At 67.5% G+C, this 23561-nt stretch carries 29 protein-coding genes; 27 read left to right on the forward strand and 2 right to left on the reverse strand.

Annotated features, from left to right (window positions below):
- The first annotated feature begins 9 nt into the window (after window positions 1–9).
- The 4 genes from ACXJKJ_RS05485 to ACXJKJ_RS05500 all read left to right on the forward strand — a co-directional run bounded on the left by ACXJKJ_RS05485 (window position 10) and on the right by ACXJKJ_RS05500 (window position 3866).
- Window positions 10–612: a TetR/AcrR family transcriptional regulator gene (locus ACXJKJ_RS05485; RefSeq protein WP_457389395.1), complete on the forward strand. Its 603-nt coding sequence runs from the start codon at window positions 10–12 to the stop codon at window positions 610–612.
- Window positions 613–686: 74 nt separating this feature from the next.
- Window positions 687–1589, forward strand: a complete 903-nt coding sequence (locus ACXJKJ_RS05490) for an alpha/beta fold hydrolase (protein WP_056205586.1) — start codon at window positions 687–689, stop codon at window positions 1587–1589.
- Window positions 1590–1611: 22 nt separating this feature from the next.
- On the forward strand, window positions 1612–3489 hold the full coding sequence (locus tag ACXJKJ_RS05495) for an ATP-binding cassette domain-containing protein (RefSeq protein ID WP_457389397.1): 1878 nt from the start codon (window positions 1612–1614) through the stop codon (window positions 3487–3489).
- Window positions 3486–3866 carry a hypothetical protein gene (locus ACXJKJ_RS05500; protein WP_056205581.1) on the forward strand — a complete coding sequence of 127 codons (381 nt, stop codon included), beginning with the start codon at window positions 3486–3488 and terminating at the stop codon, window positions 3864–3866. Before ACXJKJ_RS05495 ends, ACXJKJ_RS05500 begins: the two co-directional genes overlap by 4 nt.
- Before the next feature lie 168 nt (window positions 3867–4034).
- Here ACXJKJ_RS05500 and ACXJKJ_RS05505 read toward each other — a convergent pair whose 3' ends face one another.
- Together ACXJKJ_RS05505 and ACXJKJ_RS05510 are read right to left on the reverse strand one after the other, a co-directional pair.
- Entirely contained in the window at window positions 4035–4655 is a 621-nt protein-coding gene (locus ACXJKJ_RS05505; protein ID WP_457322890.1) for a response regulator, read from the reverse strand.
- 279 nt (window positions 4656–4934) lie between these two features.
- Complete coding sequence (locus tag ACXJKJ_RS05510) at window positions 4935–6377, reverse strand: aminotransferase-like domain-containing protein (protein ID WP_056205578.1); 1443 nt, start codon at window positions 6375–6377, stop codon at window positions 4935–4937.
- Window positions 6378–6450: 73 nt separating this feature from the next.
- Between ACXJKJ_RS05510 and ACXJKJ_RS05515 the strand changes: the two genes are divergently transcribed.
- The 23 genes from ACXJKJ_RS05515 to ACXJKJ_RS05625 all read left to right on the forward strand — a co-directional run bounded on the left by ACXJKJ_RS05515 (window position 6451) and on the right by ACXJKJ_RS05625 (window position 23545).
- Window positions 6451–7368: a DMT family transporter gene (locus ACXJKJ_RS05515; RefSeq protein ID WP_457389398.1), complete on the forward strand. Its 918-nt coding sequence runs from the start codon at window positions 6451–6453 to the stop codon at window positions 7366–7368.
- Window positions 7369–7380: 12 nt separating this feature from the next.
- The gene (locus ACXJKJ_RS05520) at window positions 7381–7674 is read left to right on the forward strand and encodes a DUF2917 domain-containing protein (RefSeq protein ID WP_056205574.1); all 294 of its coding nucleotides are present in this window, start codon (window positions 7381–7383) and stop codon (window positions 7672–7674) included.
- Window positions 7671–8366 carry an aspartate/glutamate racemase family protein gene (locus tag ACXJKJ_RS05525; RefSeq protein WP_457389399.1) on the forward strand — a complete coding sequence of 232 codons (696 nt, stop codon included), beginning with the start codon at window positions 7671–7673 and terminating at the stop codon, window positions 8364–8366. Before ACXJKJ_RS05520 ends, ACXJKJ_RS05525 begins: the two co-directional genes overlap by 4 nt.
- Before the next feature lie 138 nt (window positions 8367–8504).
- Window positions 8505–9713 carry an aminotransferase-like domain-containing protein gene (locus tag ACXJKJ_RS05530; protein ID WP_457389400.1) on the forward strand — a complete coding sequence of 403 codons (1209 nt, stop codon included), beginning with the start codon at window positions 8505–8507 and terminating at the stop codon, window positions 9711–9713.
- The gene (locus tag ACXJKJ_RS05535; RefSeq protein WP_457350598.1) at window positions 9713–10147 is read left to right on the forward strand and encodes a GNAT family N-acetyltransferase; all 435 of its coding nucleotides are present in this window, start codon (window positions 9713–9715) and stop codon (window positions 10145–10147) included. The genes ACXJKJ_RS05530 and ACXJKJ_RS05535 overlap by 1 nt, the downstream gene beginning before the upstream one ends.
- A gap of 7 nt (window positions 10148–10154) precedes the next feature.
- Entirely contained in the window at window positions 10155–10994 is an 840-nt protein-coding gene (locus ACXJKJ_RS05540; RefSeq protein ID WP_457389401.1) for a PhzF family phenazine biosynthesis protein, read from the forward strand.
- 2 nt (window positions 10995–10996) lie between these two features.
- A complete protein-coding gene (locus tag ACXJKJ_RS05545) occupies window positions 10997–11575 on the forward strand; it encodes a VOC family protein (RefSeq protein ID WP_457389403.1) in 579 nt (192 codons plus the stop codon).
- The gene (locus ACXJKJ_RS05550; RefSeq protein WP_457389404.1) at window positions 11575–12297 is read left to right on the forward strand and encodes an alanyl-tRNA editing protein; all 723 of its coding nucleotides are present in this window, start codon (window positions 11575–11577) and stop codon (window positions 12295–12297) included. Before ACXJKJ_RS05545 ends, ACXJKJ_RS05550 begins: the two co-directional genes overlap by 1 nt.
- 123 nt (window positions 12298–12420) lie before the next feature.
- Window positions 12421–12936, forward strand: a complete 516-nt coding sequence (locus tag ACXJKJ_RS05555) for a GNAT family N-acetyltransferase (RefSeq protein WP_056205562.1) — start codon at window positions 12421–12423, stop codon at window positions 12934–12936.
- A gap of 17 nt (window positions 12937–12953) precedes the next feature.
- Complete coding sequence (locus tag ACXJKJ_RS05560) at window positions 12954–13847, forward strand: SMP-30/gluconolactonase/LRE family protein (protein WP_457350591.1); 894 nt, start codon at window positions 12954–12956, stop codon at window positions 13845–13847.
- A 150-nt stretch (window positions 13848–13997) separates the two neighbouring features.
- Window positions 13998–14495: an ATP synthase subunit I gene (locus ACXJKJ_RS05565; protein WP_056205558.1), complete on the forward strand. Its 498-nt coding sequence runs from the start codon at window positions 13998–14000 to the stop codon at window positions 14493–14495.
- A 16-nt stretch (window positions 14496–14511) separates the two neighbouring features.
- The gene (atpB, locus tag ACXJKJ_RS05570) at window positions 14512–15366 is read left to right on the forward strand and encodes a F0F1 ATP synthase subunit A (protein WP_056205556.1); all 855 of its coding nucleotides are present in this window, start codon (window positions 14512–14514) and stop codon (window positions 15364–15366) included.
- Window positions 15367–15446: 80 nt separating this feature from the next.
- Window positions 15447–15722, forward strand: a complete 276-nt coding sequence (atpE, locus tag ACXJKJ_RS05575) for a F0F1 ATP synthase subunit C (protein WP_056205553.1) — start codon at window positions 15447–15449, stop codon at window positions 15720–15722.
- 74 nt (window positions 15723–15796) lie between these two features.
- Window positions 15797–16267, forward strand: a complete 471-nt coding sequence (locus tag ACXJKJ_RS05580) for a F0F1 ATP synthase subunit B (protein WP_056205551.1) — start codon at window positions 15797–15799, stop codon at window positions 16265–16267.
- The gene (locus tag ACXJKJ_RS05585; protein ID WP_457389405.1) at window positions 16268–16801 is read left to right on the forward strand and encodes a F0F1 ATP synthase subunit delta; all 534 of its coding nucleotides are present in this window, start codon (window positions 16268–16270) and stop codon (window positions 16799–16801) included. It begins immediately after the preceding gene.
- A gap of 94 nt (window positions 16802–16895) precedes the next feature.
- Window positions 16896–18449, forward strand: a complete 1554-nt coding sequence (gene atpA, locus ACXJKJ_RS05590; RefSeq protein WP_457322012.1) for a F0F1 ATP synthase subunit alpha — start codon at window positions 16896–16898, stop codon at window positions 18447–18449.
- 57 nt (window positions 18450–18506) lie between these two features.
- Window positions 18507–19379, forward strand: coding sequence for a F0F1 ATP synthase subunit gamma (gene atpG, locus ACXJKJ_RS05595; RefSeq protein WP_457389406.1), 873 nt, complete (start codon window positions 18507–18509; stop codon window positions 19377–19379).
- Between the two features lie 41 nt (window positions 19380–19420).
- Complete coding sequence (gene atpD / locus ACXJKJ_RS05600; protein WP_457389407.1) at window positions 19421–20836, forward strand: F0F1 ATP synthase subunit beta; 1416 nt, start codon at window positions 19421–19423, stop codon at window positions 20834–20836.
- Between the two features lie 71 nt (window positions 20837–20907).
- Window positions 20908–21324 (forward strand): F0F1 ATP synthase subunit epsilon, encoded by a 417-nt coding sequence (locus ACXJKJ_RS05605; RefSeq protein ID WP_056205540.1) that lies wholly within the window; start codon window positions 20908–20910, stop codon window positions 21322–21324.
- Window positions 21325–21387: 63 nt separating this feature from the next.
- On the forward strand, window positions 21388–22188 hold the full coding sequence (locus tag ACXJKJ_RS05610) for a beta-ketoacyl synthase chain length factor (RefSeq protein WP_457389408.1): 801 nt from the start codon (window positions 21388–21390) through the stop codon (window positions 22186–22188).
- A complete protein-coding gene (locus tag ACXJKJ_RS05615) occupies window positions 22172–22990 on the forward strand; it encodes a lysophospholipid acyltransferase family protein (RefSeq protein WP_457389409.1) in 819 nt (272 codons plus the stop codon). The genes ACXJKJ_RS05610 and ACXJKJ_RS05615 overlap by 17 nt, the downstream gene beginning before the upstream one ends.
- Window positions 22968–23231: a phosphopantetheine-binding protein gene (locus tag ACXJKJ_RS05620; RefSeq protein ID WP_056205536.1), complete on the forward strand. Its 264-nt coding sequence runs from the start codon at window positions 22968–22970 to the stop codon at window positions 23229–23231. The genes ACXJKJ_RS05615 and ACXJKJ_RS05620 overlap by 23 nt, the downstream gene beginning before the upstream one ends.
- Window positions 23232–23251: 20 nt before the next feature.
- A complete protein-coding gene (locus ACXJKJ_RS05625) occupies window positions 23252–23545 on the forward strand; it encodes an acyl carrier protein (RefSeq protein ID WP_056205534.1) in 294 nt (97 codons plus the stop codon).
- The last annotated feature ends 16 nt before the right edge of the window (window positions 23546–23561 follow it).

The following is a 23561-nucleotide window of genomic DNA, read 5'->3' on the forward strand; positions in this document are numbered from 1 at the left end:
ATTGCGGGCATGGAAACCCGCAGCGAACGCGCCGAGATCACGCTGGCCGCCATCGTCGGCGCGGCACTCGACATGGCCGTGACCGAGGGGCTGGAGAGCATCAGCATCGGTGAGGTGGCCAAGCGGCTGGACCTGTCCAAGAGCGGCGTGTTTTCGCGCGTGGGCTCGCGCGAGCAACTGCAACTGGCTGTGCTGCTGGAATTCGACAGGCGCTTCGTACAGACCGTCTTCGTGCCCGCCATGAGCGAGGCCCGCGGCCTGCCGCGGCTGCAGGCCGTCATGCGCCGCTGGCTGGCCTGGGCCAGCGACGTCGACCGCCACAAGACCTGCCTCTACACGGCCGGTGCCTTCGAGTATGACGACCGCGAGGGCCCGGTGCGCGAGCATCTGCTGGATGGCGTGCTGCGCTGGCGCGCGACGCTGCGGCGCACCGTGCTGCAGGCGGTTGAAGCGGGCCATCTGCGTGCCGACCTCGACGCCGAGCAGATGGTGTTCGAAATGGACGCCATCTTCATCATCCTGCTGCACGACGCCCGCTTCCTGCGCGACCCCCGTGCCGGTGAGCGCGCCGAGCGTGCCTGGCAGCGCCTGCTGAACGACTGCCTTCCCTGATCGATGACGCCTTTGCCCGCTGATCTTCTTCGTTTGCCTTTTCGTCGCACGGTCGTGCGAAATATGGAGCCCCTGTGACCACCTCCCACAACCCCGCCGCTGCCTTCTACGCCTCGCCCACCGCCCGCGGCATCGCGGCGCTGTTGCGTGGCCTGCATCGCCTGTCGCCCGACCTCGGCGCGCGCGTGGCGCTGCGCCTGTTCTTCACGCCCATGCCGACCAAATGGCTGGCCCGTTCGCGGGACGTGCCGCGGCCCTGGGTGGAGCGGCAACTGCCCTTCGAAGGTGGCCACATCAGCGTCTGGCAGCGCAGCGATATCGAACATGGCGAACCGGGCCGGCCCAAGGTGCTGCTGACCCATGGCTGGGCCGGCGATGCCCAGCAGCTGCGGCCGCTGGCCGACACGCTGGCGGTGGCCGGCTTCGAGCCCGTGCTGCTGGACCTGCCGGCCCATGGCCGCAGCAGCGGCTGGCGCAGCAACCTGCTGCAGTGGGTGAGGGCGCTGTTCGCCGTCACGGCCCGCTTCGGGCCGTGGGATGGGGTCGTCGCGCATTCCCTGGGTGCGATGGCGCTGTCCCACGCATTGGCGCGTGGCCTGCCGGTGCGGCGGGCGGCGCTGATCGCGCTGGCGCCCCCGCCCTGGCAGTTCCTGCGCTGGTTCGCCCAGGCCATGGGCACGGGCGAGGGTCTGGCGGCGCGCATGCGCGGCCGTATCGAGCAAAGCGAGGGCGCATCGCTGGGGCATTTCGAGCCCGGCTGGCTAGGCGTGCGCGTGAACCAGCCGACGCTGCTGGTGCATGACCGGGGCGATCTGACGGCGCCACTGACCGGCAGCGAGACCCTGCTGGCCGGCTTGGCGGCGGGCCGCCTGCACGTGACCGAGAACCTCGGCCACCGCCGCCTGCTCAACGACCCGGCGGTCATGGAGCAGGTGCTGGGCCATCTGTCGGCAACGCCGTCGCTGAGGGCCGTTTGAACCGCCGAGGGACAATCGAGGGATGGCAGTCCTCTCCCTCTCCAACGCCCACCTCGCTTTCGGCCACGTCGCCCTGCTCGACGGTGCTGGCTTTTCTCTCGAAGTCGGCGAACGCGTCGGCCTCATCGGCCGCAACGGCACCGGCAAGTCCTCGCTGCTGAAGATCCTGGCTGGCCTCGAGAAGCTCGACGACGGCCTGCTGCAGCAGCAGCAAGGCCTGACCAACGTCTATGTGCCGCAGGAGCCCGAGCTGCGCGGCGACGCGACCATCTTCGACGTCATCAGCGAGGGCGTGGCCGAGCACAAGGCGCTGCGCGAGCGCTACGAGATCCATGATGAGAACGATGACCTGGCCTGGGTGCAGGAGCGCATCGAGCACATCGGCGCCTGGAACTGGGAGCAGCGCGTGGAGGAGACCCTGCACCGCCTGGGCCTGGACGGTTCGCGCCTGGTGAGCACGCTGTCCGGTGGCCTGAAGAAGCGCGTCGCGCTGGGCCGGGCCCTCGTCGCCCAACCGGACGTGCTGCTGCTGGACGAGCCCACCAACCACCTGGACCTGGACGCCATCACCTGGCTGGAAGGCCTGCTGAACGACTTCAAGGGCTCGCTGCTGCTGATCACCCACGACCGCGCCTTCCTCGACAACGTCGCCAACCGCATCGTCGAACTGGACCGCGGCCAGCTGCGCGGCTACCCGGGCAACTACGCCGCCTTCCAGGCCGCCAAGGCCTATGAGCTGGAGAACGAGGCGCTGTTCAACGCGCGCTTCGACAAGCTTCTGGCTCAGGAGGAGGTCTGGATCCGCAAGGGCGTCGAGGCGCGCCGCACGCGCTCCGTCGCGCGCATTCAGCGCCTGGAAGTGATGCGCCAGGCCCATGCGGCGCGGCGCGATGTGCAGGGCAAGGTCAGGCTGGACATTGACACCGGTGGCGCCAGCGGCAAGATCGTCGCGGAGCTGGAGGATGTGTCCAAGAGCTACGGCGACAGATCAATAGTGCGCGGCTTCACGTCCACCATCCTGCGCGGCGACAAGGTCGGCCTGATCGGCCCCAACGGCGCCGGCAAGACGACGCTGCTGAAGATGATCCTCGGCGAGCTGGCGCCGGACAGCGGCACGGTGCGGCTGGGCTCTCGGCTGAGCGTCGCCTACTTCGACCAGATGCGCGACACGCTGAACCTCGACGCGACGCTGGCCGACACCATCAGCCCGGGCTCGGAGTGGATCGAGATCGGCAACCAGAAGAAGCACGTCAAGAGCTACCTCGGCGACTTCCTGTTTTCGCCGGCACGCGCCAACTCGCCGGTGCGAACGCTGAGCGGTGGCGAGCGCAACCGCCTGCTGCTGGCACGCCTGTTCGCACGGCCCGCCAATGTGCTGGTGCTGGACGAGCCCACCAACGACCTCGACATCGAGACGCTGGAGCTGCTGGAGGAGCTGCTGGCGGAGTACGACGGCACTGTCTTCCTCGTCAGCCACGACCGGCGTTTCCTGGACAACGTCGTCACGTCCACCATCGTCTATGAAGGCGACGCGCGCTGGCGCGAGTACGAGGGCAGCGTGCAGGATTGGCTGCTGCAATCCAAGCGCGCCGCAGCTTTGCAGGCGCAGGCCGCACCCAAGGCCGYGGCTGCTCCGACACCGCCGCCCGCGCCCGAGCCCGCGTTGGTCGTCGCGACCAAGCGCAAGCTCAGCTACAAGGAGCAGCGCGAGCTCGACGAGATCCCCAAGCAGATCGCCGCGCTGGAGGCCGAGCAGACGCAGCTGAACGCGTTGATCGCCGGTAGCGAGCTGTACGCGCAGGGCGCGACCCGCATCGCCGAGGTGACCGACCGCGCCGCCGACATCGATGCCGAGCTGCTGGTGCTGATGGAGCGGTGGGAACTGTTGGAGGCGAAGTGAACGCCTTGCACCAGGAATGGTTGGCCCTGCAGGCGCAGCACGAGCGCTACGAGGCCTTGGCCCTGGGTGTGAAGCTGGTGGCGTTTGCGGCCACCGTGCTGGTGCCGGACAACACCCTGGCCCTGGCGCTGCTGGCCCTGCTGTGGCTGCAGGAGGGCGTGCTGAAGACCTTCCAGGGGCGGCTGGGCGATCGCCTGCTCGTTGTCGAGGCGGGGCTGAAGTCGGGCGAGGGGGCGGTGGCAATGCAGTTGCACAGCGACTGGCTCGCCAGCCGGCCGCGCGGCTTGGGCCTGGTGACGCAATACCTGAAGAGCGCGCTGCGCCCGACGGTGGCCCTGCCTTATCCGCTGCTGATGATCCTCATCGTCGTGATCTGAGTGCTGCGGCAGTCGTGCCTTGCCCGGGCCGAGCGCCGGGCCGCTCCCTAGCCGGCCCGTCGGGCGATGTGCTCACGGCTCGATGCCGTGAGCATCGCCGTCCCCCCCAGGGGACCGACCAGGCGCGCCCGCGTTCAGCGGGGCGGGACTGGGCGAGGGGACTTGATGTCAGGCGGGTTGCAGCTTCTCGAGCGACACAAAGCCGTTCTGACCTTTGAGCTGCACCACGGTCTCGCCGTGGCGGTGCACGACGTACTGGGCCACGTGAACGGCGCCGTTGAAGCGCACCTTGTCGCCCGGCTTGATGACGGGCTGGGGCGCAATGACGGGCAACGCCGGCCGCGGCGCCGGCTTGGCCGCGCGCATCGCCTCGCGCACCTGGCCATGCAGGCCGGGCGAGCGCTTGGCCAGCGCCTCGAGTGAGCGAGTCATCTCCGCCTTGAGCTGCTCGGCGGTGAAGGGCTTCTTCAGCAGGAAGTCGGCGCCGTGCGCCTCGGCCTCGAACTGGTGTTCGGGCGTCACCTCGAAACTCAGCAACGACAGATGCAGCGATGGCTGCACCTCACGCAGGCGCTGGTAGAGCTGGATGCCGCTCAGTGGCGCCTTGGCAAACCAATCGGTGATCAGGAAATGCGGCTTGAAGAGCAGGCCCTGGGCCAGGGCCGCCTCGGTGTCGGCGCAGCACAGGATGCTGTCGGCGGCAAAGCCGCGGCTTTGCAGCAGCTGGCGTGCAAAGGTCTGAACCCCGGTAAGGGGGTCTACAACAAGGAATTTCAAGGAGTTGCTCATGTCCACATCGGGCGCCGCAGCGGCGCCGGGCGACGCGGATTCTGCCGGCGGCCCGAGCGCGGCTCCTTGAAAAAGTCCGGGTGGAGTGAGAACTTTTTGTCAGCCCTGCAGGCGGCAGAAATCGGCTCTCAGCGCTTGCGGCGTGACCGCGTGGCCATCCGCCTCGAACTGCCGGCCGACATGCGACTGCCAGCTCGCCAAGTCGACCCGCCCGTCCAGGCTGCGGTGCAGCGCCGCTCAAGCGCCCAGGGGTTGCTCCAGCGAACAAGGGGGATGAACCTAGGGGAGCGCGGCGCGGCCTTTCAAGGCGTCAACGCCGGCGCGCAGCTCGCGCCAGAAGGCCGGGTCCTGCGAGGTGGCCATGTTGATGCGCACCAGCGAGCCGGGGGCGCGCGTGGCGCTGAAGAGGGCACCGGGCGCGATCAGCCAGCCCGCGTCCAGCAGGGGCTGGGCCAGGCGCTCGGTGTCGACGCCGACGTCCAGCCAGCCGAACAGGCCGTCCGGCGGCGCAGCCCAGGCGAAGCCCTGCTTGGTGGCCAGGGCCGAAATGCGCTGGCGCGCGGTGGCCAGGCGCTCACGCAGGCGCTGCGCATGGCGGCGCAGCCGCCCCTGCTCCAGGCACAGCGCCACGGCGCGCTCGAGCACGGCCGAGCTGGTCAGGCCATCGAGCAGCTTGGTGTCGGTCAGTGCGTGCAGGCGCTCGGGCGCGGCCGCCAGGTAGCCGACTCGCCAGGCCGGCGTCAGCACCTTGGAGAAGCCCGACACGTAGATGACGCGGCGCAGCCCGTCCAGAGCCGCCAGGCGCGGCAGGTGCTCGGGCGCGAGGAAGCCGTAGCTGTCGTCCTCGACGATGAAGAAGTCGTGCTCGTCGGCCAGGCGCAGCAGCTTGTGGGCGCTGGCCAGGTTGAGGCTGTGGCCGGTCGGGTTGTGCAGCACCGACACGGTCAGGTAGGCGCGCGGCGAATGGGCGGCGGCGAGCGCGCTCAGTACCTCCAGGTCGGGTCCCTGGGCGCCACGCGGAACCGGCAGCAGGCGAATGCCGCCTTGGGTCAGGCGGGCAAACATGACGGCCCAGCCCGGGTCGTCGACGAGGACGGCGTCGCCGGGCTGCAACTGGGTGCGGATGATGAGGTCCAGCGCGTGCGTGGCGCCGTTGGTCGTCAGGATCTGTGCCGGCACAGCGTGGATGCCGAGGTCGTCCAGGCGCTGGGAGAGCGCCGCGCGCAGGCGGTCGTCGCCCATCGGGTCGCCATAGCCGACCTGCAGGGCCAGGCAGTCGGCGGCATGCAGGCGGCGCAGCGCGGACTGCAGCAGCGTCGGGTCCAGCCAGTCGGCCGGCAGCGTGCCCAGGCCCGGTGAGCGCGCGGCGTCGGCCTCGAACATACCGCGGATCAGCGCCGTCGCATCCATCGGCGCCTGGCGCGGCATGGCCATGGCCTGCGGGCGCGGCGCGGCGCGAGTGGTGGCCGGGCGGCTCTCGCGCACGAAGAAGCCGCGCTGGCGGCGCGCCTCCAGCAGCCCCGCGGCCTGCAACTGGTCATAGGCGGCGACGACGGTGTGCGGGCTGACGCCATGCTGGCGCGCACAGTCGCGCACCGACGGCAGGCGGGCGCCCGGCAGCAGCAGGCGTTCCCGGATGCGCTGGGCATAGCGCTCAGCCAACTGGCCGGCGAGCGGCAGGCTGGCGCCGCGCTGCAGGGGAGGGTGTGTACCGGTGGGCATGGCAGTACAGATTCTTGGTCAGGTTGGCTGACTGTACTGGTTCTGTATCGGTGTCATGCCTCAGACTGAGTTCATGTCAGGGTTTTCCACGTCCACCACGGTCTCGACGACCACCACGTCCGATGCGACACGTGGCCTGCTGCTCGGCGCGGCCGGCGTGCTGATGTTCGCTCTCAGCATCCCGATGACGCGGCTGGCCGGTGGCAGCGCTGCGGCGCCCCAGCTCGACCCGGCCTTTGTCGCCTTCGGGCGCGCGGTGGCGGCGGGGCTGTTGTCGATCGCCTATCTCTGGATCACCGGCGCGCGACGGCCGCGCGGCGGCGAATGGCAGCTGCTGGCCTTCACGGCCGCTGGCGTCGTGTTCGGCTGGCCGCTGCTGCTGGGCTTTGCAGTCCGCCATGTGGACGCGGTGCATGCGTCGGTCGTGTCCGGTGTGCTGCCACTGGCCACGGCCGTCATCGCCGCGCTGGTGCTGCGCCAGCGGCCGAGCCTGGGGTTCTGGATCTGTGCGTTGGCTGGGCTGGCATTGGTGATCGGCTTTGCGGCCTGGCGCGGGGCGGGCGGGCTGGAGATGGCGGACGGCCTTCTGCTGGGGGCTGTGGTCTGCGCGTCGGTGGGTTATGTCAGCGGCGCGCGGCTCACCAGCGCCCTGACGGCCGAGCAGGTGATCTGCTGGGTGCTGGTCATCAGCTTGCCCTTCACCGTGCCACTGGCCGTGCTGACGCGGCCGACGGCGCCGGTGGCGGCTTCGGCCTGGGGCGGCTTTGCCTATGTATCGCTGGTGTCGATGTGGATCGGCTTCTTTGCCTGGTATCGCGGCCTGGCCCTGGGCGGCACGATGCGCGTCAGCCAGGTGCAGGTGCTGCAACCCTTTTTGTCCATGCTGTTCGCAGTGCCCTTGCTGGGCGAGCGGCTGGATGCGATGACCGTGGTCTTCGCCGCCGCCGTGCTCGCGGTCGTGTGGCTGGGCAAACGGCAACCGGTTCACTGAAGGAGGCCTGTGATGAATGATCGATTCACCATCCCACTTGCGCCCGGCCAGGCGCTGACCCTGGCTGCCGCTCGCACGCCGCGCCGCCTCGTCGTGACGGGTGGTCGGCTGTGGCTGACCATTTCGGGAGGCACCGACGACCACTGGCTGCGTGCCGGTGAGGGCCTGACGCTGGCTGCTGGTCAGGAGGTCGTTGTCGAGGCCTGGCCGGAAGCAGCCTTTCAATTGCTGCAGCCCGCGCCCAAGCGCAGAGTCGAGGCAAAGCCGGCACGGGGCTGGCGCATGAACCTGGCAGGCGCTGCATGAAGACACTTGGCATCCTCGGCGGCATGAGCTGGGAGTCGACCCAGCATCTGTACGCGCTGATCAACCGCGGCGTCGCCGCGCGCCTGGGTGGCCTGCACAGCGCCCAGCTGGTGTTGCACAGCGTCGACTTCGCGCCCATTGCGGCCATGCAGTCCGCCGGCCAGTGGGCCGAAGCCGCTCGCGTGCTGGGCGAAGCCGCCGCCGGCCTGAAGCGCGCCGGCGCGCAGGCGCTGCTGATTGCCACGAACACCATGCACCTGGTCGCCACCGAGATCGAGCAAGCGGCCGGCCTGCCGGTCTTGCACATCGTCGACGCGACCGCCGAGGCGCTGCGCGCTGCCGGCGTCAAGCGGGCCGGCCTGCTGGCCACGCGCTTCACGATGGAGCAAGGCTTCTACCGCGATCGCATGAAGAAACGCTTCGGCATCGAGGTCATCGTGCCCGACGAGGCCGGCCGCACGGAAGTGCACCGCTTGATCTACGAGGAACTGTGCCGCGGCCGCTTTGAACCGGCCTCGCGCGAGGCCCTGCGCGCCCAGGTTGCAGCCCTGGCCGACCGCGGCGCACAGGCCGCCATTCTTGGCTGCACCGAGCTGGGCCTGCTGTTGCCCGCTGACAGCGCTGCCGCCCTGCCGCTGTTCGACTCCACCGATTTGCAGGCCGGTGCCGCGGTCGACTGGATGCTAGGCTGACTCCTTTGAAATCCCGCGAGTGATTGCCATGCACCATTCTGTCTTTGCCGGCCGGCGGGCCGAGCGCCGGGCCGCCCCTAGCCGGACCGCCATCCCCTCGGGGGATCGGTCCATGTACTCATGGAACGAGGGGCTGACATGACGACCGTCTGGACCCAAGCGCGCCGCGCCGCGCGGATGAACCCGTCCATCATTCGCGAGATCCTCAAGGTCACCGAGAAGCCGGGCATCCTGTCCATGGCCGGCGGCCTGCCGAGCGCGGACACCTTTCCGGTCGACGCGCTGAAGGCCGCCTGCGACCGCGTGCTGAGCAAGAACCCGCGCGAGGCCCTGCAATACGCGGCCAGCGAGGGCTTTGCGCCGCTGCGCGAATGGGTGGCGGCGCGGGTCGCAACACTCGGCATGACCGTGACGCCGGAACAGGTGCTGATCACCAGCGGCTCCCAGCAGGGGCTGGACCTGGTCGGCAAGATCCTCTGCGACGCTGGTGCGCCGGTGGCCGTCGAGACGCCGACCTACCTCGGTGCGCTGCAGGCCTTCACGCCGTTTGAGCCCATCTTTGCGAGTCTCGCCAGCGACGACCAGGGCCCGCGCCCCGAGGCCATTGCGGCCCTGCCGCATGACGCGCCCGGCACGCGCTTCAGCTATCTGCTGCCCAACTACCAGAACCCGACCGGCCGCGTCATGGGCGCCCAGCGCCGCGTGGAAGTCGTCGAAGCCTCGCGCCGCGCCGGCGTGCCCATCGTCGAGGACAACCCTTATGGCGACCTCTGGTTCGACGAGCCGCCGCCGGCCGCGCTATCCAGCCTATGGCCGGAAGGGTCGCTCTACCTGGGCTCCTTCTCCAAGGTGCTGACGCCGGGCTTTCGCCTCGGCTATCTGATCGCCCCGCCCGAGCTGTACCCGAAGCTGCTGCAGGCCAAGCAGGCCGCCGACCTGCACACGCCGGGCTTCAATCAGCGCGTCGTCCACGAGGTCATCCGCGATGGCTTCCTGGACGGCCACATCCCCACCATCCGCGCCCTCTACAAGGCCAACCGCGATGCGATGGCCGAGGCTCTGCGCGAGCATCTGCCGCCGGGCTGCGACTACCTGTCGCCCCAGGGCGGCATGTTCTTCTGGATCCGCCTGCCCGAAGGCCTGGACGCGATGGCCCTGCTGCCCCGGGCCGTGGACGCCGGCATCGCCTATGTGCCGGGCGCGGCCTTCTATGCCCACCAGCCCGACCCGCGCACGCTGCGCCTGTCCTTCGTCACGCTGACACCGGACCTGATCCGGGATGGCGTCGAGAAGCTCGGCCGTCTGCTGCACGAGGCGCTGGAGCCGGTTGCGGAGCACGCGCCCTGATGCAGCGCGATGGCTACCGGCTCAGCTTTGCGCCCGAGGACATTGACGCCCGGGCGGCGCACGCCTTCCTCGTCGGGGCCTATTGGTCCGAAGGCATTCCGCTGGCCTTGGTCGAGCGCTCGATTGCCAACTCACTGTGCATCGCGCTGCATGCAGAAGGGGTCGGCCAGGTCGGCTTTGCCCGCGTCGTGACCGACCGGACGACCTTCGCCTATCTCTGCGATGTCTATGTGCTCGATACCCACCGCGGCCACGGCCTGGCGAAATGGATGATCGAGACGCTGCTGGCCCACGCCGACCTGCAGGGCTTGCGCCGCTTCATGCTCTTCACCCGCGACGCCCATGCGGTCTATGCCGGCCACGGCTTCTCGCCACTGGCCAAGCCGCAGCGCGGCATGGAAATCGTCCGCCCCGGTCTTTATCTCAAGCCATGATCAAGCCATGACTCAGTTGCGCCGCTTTGCCCAGGTCGATGTGTTCACCGCCGTCCCGCTGAAGGGCAATGCCTTGGCTGTCGTCATCGACGGTGCGGGGCTGTCCGACGACGAGATGAGCGACTTCGCGCGCTGGACCAATCTGTCCGAGACGACCTTCCTGCTGCCGCCCACCGACCCGGGCGCCGACTACCGCGTGCGCATCTTCACGCCCGGCGGCGAGCTGCCCTTTGCGGGCCACCCGACGCTGGGCAGCGCCCATGCCTTCCTGGCCAGCGGCGGCGATGCGAAGAAGGCCGGCGAGGTCGTGCAGCAATGCGCCATCGGCCTGGTGCGGGTGAAGCGCGACGGCGCCCGCCTGGCCTTTGCCGCGCCGCCGTTGAAGCGCAGTGGTGTCGTGGGCGCGGAGGAGCGTGCACAGGCGATTGCCGCGCTGCACATCACGCCTGAAGCCTTGCTCGACCTGGTCTGGGTCGACAACGGCCCCGGCTGGATGGCCGCTCGCCTGGGCGACGCGGCCAGCGTGCTGGCGCTGCAGCCGGACTTCATCGCGATGCAGGGGCTCAAGCTCGGCGTCGTTGGTGCCTACCCGGCCGGCGGTGAATGCCAGTTCGAGGTGCGCGCCTTTGTGCCCGACCTCGGCATCCCCGAAGACCCGGTCACCGGCAGCCTCAACGCCGGCGTGGCGTTGTGGTTGCAGGAGTCCGGTCTGGCGGGCGACAGCTATGTGGCCGCCCAAGGCGCCGCTCTCGGTCGGGCCGGCCGCGTGCATGTGAAGCGCGACGGCGAGGGCACCTGGATTGGCGGCGACGTGACGCCGCTGATCCACGGCCAGGTGAGGCTGTGAGCATGGAACTCGACCATCTCGTCGTTGGTGCCGCGACGCTGGAAGATGGAGTCGCCTGGTGCGATCGAGTGCTCGGCGTCACGCCGCAACCTGGCGGCAAGCATGCGTTGATGGGCACGCACAACCGCCTGGTGTCGATCAGCGGCCCCAATCACCCGCGCTGCTACCTGGAAATCATCGCCATCGACCCCGCGGCGCCACCGCCAGGCCGGCCCCGTTGGTTCGACCTCGACCAGCCCTCACTGCGCGAACGGTTGGCGCTGGGGCCGGGGCTCATCCACTGGGTCGCCCGCGTCCCCAACCTGGACGCGGCGCTGGCCTATTGGCGCGGCGAGGGCGTGGACGCCGGTGAGGCGGTCGACGCCTCACGCGGCGCATTGCGCTGGCGCATCGCGCTGCGCGAGGACGGTCGCCGCCTGCGCCGCGAGGCGTTGCCGATGCTCATCCAATGGGACGAAGCCCACCCGACCGACACGCTGCCCGATCAGGGCGTGCATCTGCTCGGCTTCGAGACCCGTGATGGCCTGAAGGCTCGCCTTGCCACCCCGCTCGGCGAGGTCGAACTGGGAGTGATCGGGTGATGAAGACCGAAGACCTGTTCCGCGAGGACGCAACGCTGCTGGCCTGCGAGGCCGTCGTCACCGCTCACGGCGAAGGCGGCGTGCTGCTGGACCGCACCGTCTGCTACCCGCTCGGCGGTGGCCAGGCCGGCGACACCGGTTGGCTGATCGCGGGCGAGCAGCGCTGGCGTGTCACCGACACGCGCAAGAGCAAGGAACACCCCGAGGCCATCGTCCACCTGATCGACGGTGAGCTGCCCACCGTCGGCACGGCGGTGCGCATCGAGGTCGACGCCGCGCGCCGCCAGGCTCACCGGCGTTTCCATACAGCGACGCATCTGCTGTGCGCGCTGCTGCCTTATCCGGTCGACGGCTGCTCCATCACCGAAGGCTATGCGCGGCTGGACTTCCATACCGACGAGCCCTTCGACAAGGAAGCCATCCAGGCCGGGCTCGATCGGYTGGTCGCAGAGGCCCGTCCAGTGGGTCACCGCTGGATCACGGAAGACGAATTGGACGCAAACCCAGGGCTCGTTCGCTCGATGAGCGTGCAGCCGCCACGCGGGCTGGGGCGTATTCGAGTGCTGGAGGTGCAGGGCGTGGATCTGCAGCCTTGTGGCGGCACGCATGTCGGCAATACCGCCGAGATCGGCAAAGTCGTCGTCACCAAAATCGAGAAGAAATCAGCCAAGACCCGCAGGGTCGTTCTCGGCTTTGCCGAGTCGGCCTCGGGCCGGAGCTGATTTCTTCGGGGATCACTCTTGTGTGCGCAGCGAACGTGAGTGATCACCAAAAGAAGAGCGCCAAGACCCGCCGCGTGGTCTTGGGATTTGCAGCCTGATCCCGCTGGCTAAACTGCGACGCCTATGGCCGGCCCCGACATACAGCTCATCACGCCTGAATCGCCCGAGGACTGGCAGGAGGCTCGATTCGTCCTGCGCGACTACGCCAACAGCCTCGACATCGATCTGGACTTCCAGGGTTTCGAAGAGGAACTCGCCGCGTTGCCCGGCGCCTATGCACCACCCGGCGGGCTGATGCTGCTGGCAACGGTCGATGGCGCAATAGCCGGCAGCGGCGCCTTCCGGCCCCTGCCCGACGCCGACTACCCGAATGCCTGCGAGATGAAGCGCCTGTTCGTGCGACCGGCCTTCCGCCGCTTTGGCCTGGGCCGCATCCTGGCGCAGGCGCTGATGGACCGCGCCACCGAGGCCGGCTACTCGTCCATGCTGCTCGACACGCTGGATGACATGGAAGCCGCCCGTGGGCTCTACGAAAGCCTGGGCTTTGCCGAGGTGCCGCCGTTCTACTTCAACCCCATCCCCGGCGCCCACTATCTGAAGGCCGAGCTCGGCGCCTTCCGGCCGAGTTACTTCGGATAACCGCCTAGAGTGCCGGCATGGCACTCGAACACGACATCCAGCCCCTCGGCGAGCACCGCTGCCTGCTTGGCGAATCGCCGCTCTGGCATCCCACCGAACTGCAGCTCTATGCGGTCGACATTCCGGGCCGTCAGGTGCTGCGCTGGCGCGCGGGCGTCGACGCGCCGGACGTGTGGCCGCAGGCGGCGGAGCCCGGCTGCATCGCGGCTCGCGCCGGCGGCGGCCTGCTCGTCGCGCGGCGCGACGGCCTGTGGGCGCTGGACACGACTACCGGTGCGCAGCAACTCGTCAGCCCGCCACCCTACGACCCTGCAAGGCTGCGCTTCAACGACGGCAAGGTCGACCCTGCCGGGCGTTTGTGGATCGGCAGCATCTCGGATGCGCGCGAGCCCGAGGCGGCGCTGTATCGCTTCGACGGCAAGGTCTTTGAATCCCAGGTGCCTGGCCTGACGACCTCCAACGGTCTGGCCTGGAGTCCCGACGGCCACCGCATGCACTGGTCCGATACCAAGGCCCATCGCATCTACGTCGCGGACTTCGACGTGGCGACCGGCGCGCTGTCTTCCCCGCGCGTCTTCGCCGAATTCAAGCCGCGCACGCCGGGCGAGGCCTACGGAGGCCGCCCTGACGGTGCAGCGATGGATGCTGAAGGCCACTACTGGGCCGCGATGTTTGAAGGTGGCTGCCTGCTGCGCATTGCGCCGACCGGCGAAGTTGTGCAGCGTGTCGAGTTGCCGGTGACCTGCCCGACCATGCCCACCTTCGGCGGCGCTGACTTGCGCACCCTCTTCATCACGACGGCGCGCGAGAAGCGCCCCGCCGACGAACTGGAACGCGAGCCGCTCGCTGGCGCCGTGCTGCAACTGCGCGTCGACGTGCCGGGCTTGCCCGCGACCCTGACAAGCGCCTGAATCCTGTGTCGGCCTGGGGGCGTATTTACCCCGGTGTAACTCGTCACATATAATGGCTGGCTTTGTTGGGTGGCGCCCGTGCGTCATCCCGGTGCAATCAGCTCCTGGTAGTTTTGGGGGTTGAGCCGCCCACCCCAGGACCCTGGCGCCATGACCGAGAACGGCCCCCGAAAGACCTGGCCCCCCGCCGTTTCGACGGCCGGCGGCTGGGACGACGACAAAGAGGAGCTGCCCGTCAAGGCCCTGAGCCCTGAGCAGGCGGCAGCGCTGAAGTCGGCGTTGCCGATGTTGTCGCCCTGGCGTGTGCTGGGGATGCAGCTGGTGGCAGGCTTGCTGTGCGTGGCCGTGATCCGGCTGTGGACGGCGTCCGGTGTGGCCATGGTTTCGGCGCTCTATGGCGTCGCGGCGGTGGTGCTGCCAAACATGCTGCTGGCGCGGGGCATGACAAAGCGCGTGGATTCAGCGGTCGGTGCGGCTGCCGGGTTCATGGGTTGGGAATTTTTGAAAATCGGTGCATCGATCGCGATGCTGGTGCTGGCGCCAAAGGTGGTGCCGGGCCTGAGCTGGCCAGCCCTGCTGGTCACCCTCGCGGTGTGCATCAAAGTGAACTGGCTGGCGCTCGCGTGGCGTGGCCGCAGATTGACCTGACGAGGCAGAACGAAACATGGCAGCAGAAGGCCACGAAACAGCAGCCCCGAGCGCTGGTGAATACATCATTCACCACTTGAACCACGCGCAGAGTGGCAAGCAGCAAGGCATCGTCGACTTCTCCGTCGTCAACCTCGACTCCATTTTCTTCAGCGTGCTGCTGGGTCTGGTGGGCAGCTTCTTGCTGTGGCGCGCCGCGAAGGCTGCTACTTCGGGCGTCCCGGGCCGTTTTCAAGCCGCCGTCGAAATCCTGGTCGAGATCGTTGCCGATCAGGCCAAGGGCATCGTCCACAACGCCAACAGCCGCAAGCTCGTCGCGCCGCTGGCCCTGACCGTGTTCGTCTGGATCTTCCTGATGAATGCGATGGACTTGTTCCCGGTGGATCTGTTCCCCTGGATCTGGCAGAACCTCACCGGTGACCACCACGCTTACCTGCGCGTCGTGCCGACTGCGGATCTGTCCATGACCATGGGCCTGTCCCTTGGCGTGCTGATCACCTGCCTCATCTACAACGTCAAGATGAAGGGCGCCGGCGGCTGGGCTCACGAGCTCGTTGCGGCACCGTTCGGCGACAAGGTCTATCTGTACCCAGTCAACCTGGCCATGCAGCTGATCGAGTTCGTCGCCAAGACGGTCTCCCACGGCATGCGACTGTTCGGCAACATGTATGCCGGCGAACTGATCTTCATGCTGATCGCCCTGATGGGCGGCGCCTGGAGCCTGTCGGCCACCGGCATCGGCCTGGCCATCGGCCACATCATCGCGGGCTCGGTGTGGGCGATCTTCCACATCCTGATCATCACGTTGCAGGCCTTCGTGTTCATGATGCTGACGCTGGTCTACATCGGCCAGGCCCACGACGCGCACTGATCCCGCAGCAGCCGTCCCCCAGTTTTTCCAAGCAGTTTTCCCTCAACCCTTTCTCTCTTTTTTCCCCTCAAGGAGTCATCGTGGAAGTCATTAGCTTTGTTGCCCTCGCCGCTGGTCTGATCATTGGTCTGGGCGCCTTCGGTGCTTGTATCGGCATCGGCATCATGGGCAGCAAGTACCTTGAGTCCGCCGCTCGTCAGCCTGAGCTGATGAACGAACTGCAGACCAAGATGTTCCTGCTGGCCGGCCTGATCGACGCGGCCTTCATCATCGGCACGGGTATCGCCCTGTGGTTCGCCACCGCCAACCCGTTCCTGGGCCAGATCGCTACTGCGCTGGCTGCTGGCGCCAAGTAATTCGATGCTGTCGACCCGCCGTGGCCAAGGTTGCCCCGGCGGTTTCCGCACTCGAAACTTTGTGAGGCACCAAGGTGTTTATTAACGCATCGCTCATCGTTCAGATGATCGTGTTCCTGATCCTGGTCGGGTTCACGATGAAGTATGTGTGGCCGCCGATCATCAAGGCGCTCGACGAGCGTGCCGCGAAGATCGCCGCTGGCCTGTCCGCTGCCGACAAGGCCAAGGCCGAACTGGCCGGCGCCGAAGCGCAGATCGCCAAGGAACTGGCTCAGACCAAGGCTGAATCCGGCAAGCTGATCTCGGACGCCGAGAAGCGCGCCGCTGCCATCGTCGACGCCGCCAAGGGCAAGGCCGAAGAAGAAGGCGCCAAGATCCTGGCCGCCGCCAAGGCCGACGCCGAGCAGCAGGTTTCCCGCGCTCGCGAAGTCCTGCGCGAGCAAGTCGCTGCACTGGCCGTCAAGGGCGCCGAGCAGATCCTGCAGAAGGAAGTCAACGCCGGCGTTCACGCCGAGCTGCTGGCTCGCCTGAAGACGGAGCTGTAAATGGCCGAGATCGCCACCATCGCCCGCCCCTACGCGGAAGCCCTGTTCCAGGTCGCCAAGTCGCAAGACCTGAGCTCTTGGGGCCGGCAGCTCGACGCGCTGGCCCAGGTGGCGCAGGACGCCGATCTGCGCCAGTTCGCCGATCACCCTAAGGCCCAGGTTGAGCAAGTCGTTGCGGTCATCGCCGCCGCGGCCAAGCAAGACCTCGCCGCCGGTGTGCAGAACTTCCTGCGCGCCATCGTCGAGAACGGCCGCCTGGCTGCACTGCCCGAGATCGTGGCCCAGTACCACGTGCTGGCCAACGCCGCTTCGGGCGTGTCCGACGCGCAGATCTTCAGCGCCTACGAGATCAGCGACGCTCAGCTCGCCGACCTCAAGACGTCGCTGGAGAAGCGCTTCGGCCGCAAGCTCGAAGCCCATGTGCAGCTGGAGCCCGGCCTGATTGGCGGCGTTCGCGTCGTCGTCGGCGACGAGGTGCTGGACACCTCCGTCAAGGCCCGCCTTGAGCGCATGAAAGTTGCGCTGACTGCCTGATCCGCAGCTGGACACCCGCAAGACATTCCGATTTACCCCGCGTCTGACCCCCGCCCTTGATCCGGCGAAGGAACGGCCACCTGGGAGACCTAGCATGCAACTGAATCCCGCTGAAATTTCCGAACTGATCAAGAGCCGCATCGAGGGTCTTGGTGGCAGCACGGACATCCGCAACCAGGGCACCGTCGTGTCCGTTTCCGACGGCATCGTCCGCGTCCACGGCCTGTCCGACGTGATGCAGGGCGAAATGCTCGAATTCCCGGTCGCCAAGGACGGCAGCCAGACCTTCGGCCTCGCGCTGAACCTCGAGCGCGACTCCGTCGGCGCCGTGATTCTGGGTGCCTACGAGCACATCTCGGAAGGCGACACTGTCAAGTGCACGGGCCGCATCCTGGAAGTGCCGGTCGGCCCCGAGCTGATTGGTCGCGTCGTCAACGCGCTGGGCGAGCCGATCGACGGCAAGGGCCCGATCAACGCCAAGATGACCGACGTCATCGAGAAGGTCGCCCCGGGCGTGATCGCGCGCAAGAGCGTGGACCAGCCCGTGCAGACCGGCCTGAAGTCGATCGACTCCATGGTTCCGGTCGGCCGCGGCCAGCGCGAACTGATCATTGGTGACCGTCAGACGGGCAAGACCGCCGTCGCCATCGACGCGATCATCAACCAGAAGGGTCAGAACATGACCTGCGTCTACGTCGCCATCGGCCAGAAGGCGTCGTCGATCAAGAACGTGGTGCGCTCGCTCGAGCAAGCCGGCGCGATGGAATACACCATCGTCGTCGCCGCCTCGGCTTCCGAGTCCGCCGCGATGCAATACGTGTCGGCCTACTCGGGCTGCACGATGGGCGAGTACTTCCGCGACCGCGGCCAGGACGCGCTGATCATTTACGACGACCTGTCCAAGCAGGCTGTCGCCTACCGCCAGGTCTCGCTGCTGCTGCGCCGCCCGCCGGGCCGCGAAGCCTACCCCGGCGACGTGTTCTACCTCCACAGCCGCCTGCTGGAGCGCGCCGCCCGCGTCAACGCCGACTACGTCGAAGCCTTCACCAAGGGTGAAGTCAAGGGCAAGACCGGTTCGCTGACGGCCCTGCCGATCATCGAGACGCAAGCCGGCGACGTGTCCGCCTTCGTGCCGACCAACGTGATCTCGATCACCGACGGCCAGATCTTCCTSGAAACCAGCCTGTTCAACGCCGGTATCCGCCCCGCCATCAACGCCGGTATCTCGGTGTCGCGCGTCGGTGGTGCAGCCCAGACCAAGCTGATCAAGTCGCTGTCCGGCGGTATCCGTACCGACCTGGCCCAGTACCGTGAGCTGGCCGCGTTCGCGCAGTTCGCTTCCGACCTGGACGAAGCCACCCGCAAGCAGCTGGACCGCGGTGCCCGCGTGACGGAACTGCTCAAGCAGGCCCAGTACTCGCCGCTGTCCATCTCGCTGATGGCCGCCTCGCTGTACGCCGCCAACAAGGGCTTCATGGACAGCATCGAAGTGAAGAAGGTCCTGGCCTTCGAACACGGCCTGCACCAGTACCTGAAGACCAGCCACGCCGCCCTGCTTGCCAAGCTGGAAGCCGACAAGGCGATGGACAAGGATGCCGAAGCTGAACTGAACGCCGCCATCACGGCTTTCAAGAAGTCCTTCGCTTAAGCCACGGAACACGTGGGGCTGAGCTTCGACTTAGCCCTGCACTGACTAGGAGTTCGAATGGCTTCAAGCAAAGAAATCCGCGGCAAGATCAAGTCGGTCGAGAACACCAAGAAGATCACCAAGGCGATGGAAATGGTCGCCGCGTCCAAGATGCGCAAGGCGCAGGAGCGGATGCGGTCGGCTCGCCCCTACGCCGAGAAGATCGGCAACATCGCGGCCAGCCTCGCCAAGGCCAATCCCGAGTACCGCCATCCCTTCCTCGTCAAGAACGAGGGCGTGAAGGCGGTCGGCATGGTCGTCGTCACGACGGACAAGGGCCTGTGCGGTGGTCTCAACACCAATCTGCTGCGCGCGGCCACGGCCAAGCTCAAGGAACTGGAAACCGCGGGCCAGAAGGCCGAGGTCGTCGCCATCGGCGGCAAGGGCCTGGGCTTCATGAACCGCATCGGCGCCAAGGTTGTGGCCCACGCGACGCAGCTCGGCGACCAGCCCCACATTGAGGCCCTCATCGGCCCGGTCAAGGTGCTGCTCGACCAGTACGCCGAAGGCAAGCTGTCCGCCGTCTACCTCTGCTACACGCAGTTCATCAACACGATGAAGCAAGAGGTGAAGGTGCACCAGCTGCTGCCGCTCAAGGCCAGCGACATGGAAACGGACAAGGCCGGCCACTCGTGGGACTACATCTACGAGCCGGACGCCGCCACCGTCATCAACGAACTGCTGGTGCGCTACACGGAAGCCCTGGTCTTCCAGGCCGTTGCCGAAAACATGGCCAGCGAGCAGTCCGCCCGCATGGTGGCCATGAAGGCCGCGACCGACAACGCCGGCACGCTGATCGGTGAGCTGAAGCTGGTCTACAACAAGACCCGCCAGGCAGCCATCACCAAAGAGTTGTCCGAGATCGTCAGCGGCGCAGCCGCGGTCGGTTGAGTCACCCGGCACGCAAAGAATTGAATTGAAGGAACGCAAAAATGGCTAACACTCAAGCAGCAGTCGGCAAGATCGTTCAGTGCATTGGCGCCGTCGTCGACGTGGAATTCCCGCGCGACCGCATGCCCAAGGTGTACGACGCGCTGAAGATGGAAGGCTCGGCACTGACGCTGGAAGTCCAGCAGCAGCTGGGCGACGGCGTCGTCCGCACCATTGCGCTGGGTTCGTCCGACGGCCTGCGCCGCGGCACCGAAGTCTTCAACACCGGCGACACCATCAAGGTGCCGGTCGGCAAGGCGACCCTCGGCCGCATCATGGACGTGCTGGGCAACCCCATCGACGAGCGCGGCCCGGTCTCTTCCGAGCTGACCGCCTCCATCCACCGCGCCGCCCCGGCCTACGACGAGCTGAGCCCGTCGCAGGACCTGCTGGAAACCGGCATCAAGGTSATCGACYTGATSTGCCCGTTCGCCAAGGGCGGCAAGGTSGGCCTGTTCGGYGGCGCCGGCGTSGGCAAGACCGTCAACATGATGGARCTCATCAACAACATCGCCAAGGCGCACASSGGYCTGTCCGTGTTCGCYGGCGTGGGTGAGCGCACCCGTGAGGGCAACGACTTCTATCACGAGATGTCGGACTCCGGCGTCGTGGTCCAGGACAAGCTGGAAGACTCCAAGGTCGCCATGGTCTACGGCCAGATGAACGAGCCCCCGGGCAACCGTCTGCGCGTGGCACTGACCGGCCTGACCATCGCCGAGTCGTTCCGCGACGAAGGCAAGGACGTGCTGTTCTTCGTGGACAACATCTACCGCTACACGCTGGCCGGCACGGAAGTGTCCGCACTGCTGGGCCGCATGCCTTCCGCCGTGGGCTACCAGCCAACGCTGGCCGAGGAAATGGGCCGCCTGCAGGAACGCATCACGTCGACCAAGGTCGGCTCGATCACCTCCATCCAGGCCGTCTACGTCCCTGCGGATGACTTGACCGACCCGTCGCCCGCCACGACCTTCGCCCACTTGGACGCCACCGTCGTGTTGTCGCGTGACATCGCTTCGCTGGGTATCTACCCCGCCGTGGACCCGCTGGACTCGACCAGCCGCCAGATCGACCCCAACGTCGTCGGCGAAGAGCACTACACGACGACCCGTGCGGTGCAGCAGGTGCTGCAGCGCTACAAGGAACTGCGCGACATCATCGCCATTCTGGGCATGGACGAACTGTCGCCGGAAGACAAGCTGTCGGTCGCCCGCGCCCGCAAGATCCAGCGTTTCCTGTCGCAGCCTTTCCACGTCGCCGAAGTCTTCACCGGCTCGCCCGGCAAGTACGTGCCGCTGAAGGAAACCATCCGCGGCTTCAAGATGATCGTGGCTGGTGAGTGCGACCACCTGCCGGAGCAAGCTTTCTACATGGTGGGAACCATCGACGAAGCTTTCGAGAAGGCCAAGAAGATCCAGTGAGGTTGACGGGGACGTCTCGGCGTCCCGTCTCCCGCAGGACTTCTTCAATGGTTAGCTAAGGAAGATTGAACATGGCAACCCTCCACGTCGACGTGGTCTCCGCCGAAGAGCTGATCTTCTCCGGCGAGGCCAAGTTCGTCGCCCTGCCGGGCGAGAGTGGCGAGCTCGGCATCCTGCCGAAGCACACGCCGCTGATCACCCGCATCAAGCCGGGCGCCGTGCGCATCGAGCGCCCTGATGGCACCGAAGAGTTCGTCTTCGTGGCCGGCGGCATTCTCGAAGTGCAGCCGAACCGCGTGACCGTGCTGGCCGACACCGCCATCCGCGGCAAGGACCTCGACGAAGCCAAGGCCATCGAAGCCAAGAAGCAAGCCGAGGAAGCGCTGAAGAACGCCAAGAGCGAACTCGACCAGGCTGCAATCCAGAACGAACTGCTCACGCTGGCGGCTCAGGTCGCAGCGCTGCGCAAGTTCCGCGCGAAAAGCTAAGGGCATTCCCTGGCTCAACCGCAAGCCCGCCTCTTGGCGGGTTTTCTACTTTCAGACCCGCCCATGACCACGCCCACCGCTGCCCCCGTAGCCGCCCAGGACGGCCTGGCCCTGCACGTCGAGCAGTGGGCGGCGTGGGCRCCGGGTCTGGCATCCCAGGACGACTGGCGGGCCTGGCTGCGTCAGCCGCAACCGGTTACCTCCGACACACCGGCCGCGCCGCCGCTGCCGGAAGTGCCGGCGATGGCACGGCGGCGCATCGACCCGCTGGGGCGTGCGGCCCTGCAGGTGGCCTACTGGGCCCAGCAGGATGTCGATGCCGCAGCGCTGCCGAGCATGCCTCTGGTGTTCGCTTCCCGCTGGGGTGAACTGGCGCGTTCGGTCGCCATGCTGCAGGAGCTGGCCCAGGGCGAGGCCCTGTCGCCCACCGCCTTCAGCCACTCGGTGCACAACGCCATCGGCGCCCAGTACTCCATCCAGCGCGGCATCACCGCCAATGTCAGCGCGGTGGCCGCGGGCGAGGTCAGCGCCGCCGCCGGCTGGGTCGAAGCCCAGGCGCTGCTGGCCGCCGGCGCGCCCGCCGTGCTGCTGACGGTGTTCGACGCGCCGCTGCCGGTGCTGTATGCCCATACCGGGCTGGACGCCCTGATCGCCCCGCCGCATGCCTTTGCGCTGCGTCTGCGTGTGGCGCGCGCCGGCGAGCCGGCCGTGCAACTGACGCGCCAGGCCGCGCTGGCGAATGCGTCGCCCAGCACGCTGTCGCCCAATCTGCAGCTGCTGCAGTGGCTGCTCGACCCCGCCGCCGAGCTGCACCAGATGGACGGCGCCGCGGACTGGCAGTGGCGCCATGTCGTCGCTCGATAGCCTGCTGCCCGACTGGTCCCGGGCCTGGTCCCGCGCCTGGCGGGTGCTGGCCACGGGGCTGAGCTTCGCCTGCTTCGGCATTGGCGGCCTGCTGATGGGCGTGCTCGCCTTCCCGCTGATCAACCTGCTGGTGTGGARCCCGGTGCGCCGCATCCGCTGGTCCCGTGCGCTGGTGGGGGCCAGCTTTCGCGGCTTTATCGGCCTGATGACGCTGCTCGGTCTGGTGCGCGTGCGCTGGACGGGCGCCGAGCGCTTGCAGCGGCGTGGCCTGCTGGTGCTGGCCAACCACCCAACGCTGATCGACGTGGTGGCGCTGATCGCGCGCACGCCCAATGCCGATTGCGTCGTGCGTGCCGGGCTGGGCGACAACCCCTTCACCTGGGGGCCGGTGCGGGCCTGCAACTATTTGCGTAACGACCGTGGCAGCGAGGTGTTGGAAGGTTTCAACGCCAGCCTCCAGGCGGGCAGCAATCTGGTAATTTTTCCCGAAGGCACGCGCAGCCGGCCCGGGCATGCTTTGCAGTTGCAGCGCGGTGCGGCCCAATTGGCCCTGCGCACGGGCGTGGCCATCACGCCAGTGCGCATTCGCTGCGAGCCGCTGGGATTGAGCAAAGGCTGGCCGTGGTGGAAAACCCACGACCGGCCGTTACACCTGAGTCTGGATGTGGGCGACGACATCGCCGTGACACCCTTTCTAGAGGGTGCTCACGGAGAATTCCCGCTCGCTGCAAGACGGCTCACGGGATACTTGCGGGACTATTTTTCTGGGGGAAAAGGCGATGGAACAGAGCCTGGAACTTGAAATCAAGACCTTGCTCATCGACGCCTTGAATCTCGAGGACATGAGCGCAGACGACATCGACGCCGAGCAGCCGCTCTTCGTCGAAGGCCTCGGCCTGGATTCCATCGACGCGCTCGAGCTGGGCCTGGCGCTGCAAAAGCGCTATGGCGTCACCATGTCGGCCGATTCGGAGGAAACCCGCCGCCATTTCCGCTCCATCCGGGCTTTGGCAGCTTTCGTGGCCACGAGCCGCAAGGGCTGAATCGCCAGGGAGTTCACACCATGACCGAACACGACATCTACACGCGCCTGTCGGCCATCCTGGTCGAGACCTTCGACATCGAGCCCGAGCGCATCCGCCCGGAAGCCCGGCTGTACGACGACCTGGACATCGACTCCATCGACGCGGTGGACCTCATCGTCAAGCTCAAGCCCCTGGTGGGCAAGCGCCTGCAGCCCGAGGCCTTCAAATCGGTGCGCACGCTGCAGGACGTCGTCAACGCCCTGACCGCGCTGCTGCAGCAGGCCGAAGAAACCACCGGTGAAGACGAGGCCGCGCTGCCGCGCGCCGCCTGATCCCGTTTCTCGCCCC

It is taken from the genome of Roseateles sp. P5_E1, assembly GCF_054049335.1.

Excerpts from the sequence above, each read along its gene's own strand:
- ACXJKJ_RS05605 (WP_056205540.1), top strand. The coding sequence starts at position 20,908 with ATGGCAACCCTCCACGTCGACGTGGTCTCCGCCGAAGAGCTGATCTTC.
- ACXJKJ_RS05535 (WP_457350598.1), top strand. The coding sequence starts at position 9,713 with ATGCAGCGCGATGGCTACCGGCTCAGCTTTGCGCCCGAGGACATTGAC.
- ACXJKJ_RS05485 (WP_457389395.1), top strand. The coding sequence starts at position 10 with ATGGAAACCCGCAGCGAACGCGCCGAGATCACGCTGGCCGCCATCGTC.
- ACXJKJ_RS05545 (WP_457389403.1), top strand. The coding sequence starts at position 10,997 with ATGGAACTCGACCATCTCGTCGTTGGTGCCGCGACGCTGGAAGATGGA.
- ACXJKJ_RS05620 (WP_056205536.1), top strand. The coding sequence starts at position 22,968 with ATGGAACAGAGCCTGGAACTTGAAATCAAGACCTTGCTCATCGACGCC.
- atpB (WP_056205556.1), top strand. The coding sequence starts at position 14,512 with ATGGCAGCAGAAGGCCACGAAACAGCAGCCCCGAGCGCTGGTGAATAC.
- ACXJKJ_RS05520 (WP_056205574.1), top strand. The coding sequence starts at position 7,381 with ATGAATGATCGATTCACCATCCCACTTGCGCCCGGCCAGGCGCTGACC.
- atpG (WP_457389406.1), top strand. The coding sequence starts at position 18,507 with ATGGCTTCAAGCAAAGAAATCCGCGGCAAGATCAAGTCGGTCGAGAAC.
- ACXJKJ_RS05555 (WP_056205562.1), top strand. The coding sequence starts at position 12,421 with ATGGCCGGCCCCGACATACAGCTCATCACGCCTGAATCGCCCGAGGAC.
- ACXJKJ_RS05560 (WP_457350591.1), top strand. The coding sequence starts at position 12,954 with ATGGCACTCGAACACGACATCCAGCCCCTCGGCGAGCACCGCTGCCTG.
- ACXJKJ_RS05505 (WP_457322890.1), bottom strand. The coding sequence starts at position 4,655 with ATGAGCAACTCCTTGAAATTCCTTGTTGTAGACCCCCTTACCGGGGTT.
- ACXJKJ_RS05565 (WP_056205558.1), top strand. The coding sequence starts at position 13,998 with ATGACCGAGAACGGCCCCCGAAAGACCTGGCCCCCCGCCGTTTCGACG.
- ACXJKJ_RS05530 (WP_457389400.1), top strand. The coding sequence starts at position 8,505 with ATGACGACCGTCTGGACCCAAGCGCGCCGCGCCGCGCGGATGAACCCG.
- ACXJKJ_RS05625 (WP_056205534.1), top strand. The coding sequence starts at position 23,252 with ATGACCGAACACGACATCTACACGCGCCTGTCGGCCATCCTGGTCGAG.
- ACXJKJ_RS05515 (WP_457389398.1), top strand. The coding sequence starts at position 6,451 with ATGTCAGGGTTTTCCACGTCCACCACGGTCTCGACGACCACCACGTCC.
- ACXJKJ_RS05510 (WP_056205578.1), bottom strand. The coding sequence starts at position 6,377 with ATGCCCACCGGTACACACCCTCCCCTGCAGCGCGGCGCCAGCCTGCCG.
- ACXJKJ_RS05540 (WP_457389401.1), top strand. The coding sequence starts at position 10,155 with ATGACTCAGTTGCGCCGCTTTGCCCAGGTCGATGTGTTCACCGCCGTC.
- ACXJKJ_RS05525 (WP_457389399.1), top strand. The coding sequence starts at position 7,671 with ATGAAGACACTTGGCATCCTCGGCGGCATGAGCTGGGAGTCGACCCAG.
- ACXJKJ_RS05585 (WP_457389405.1), top strand. The coding sequence starts at position 16,268 with ATGGCCGAGATCGCCACCATCGCCCGCCCCTACGCGGAAGCCCTGTTC.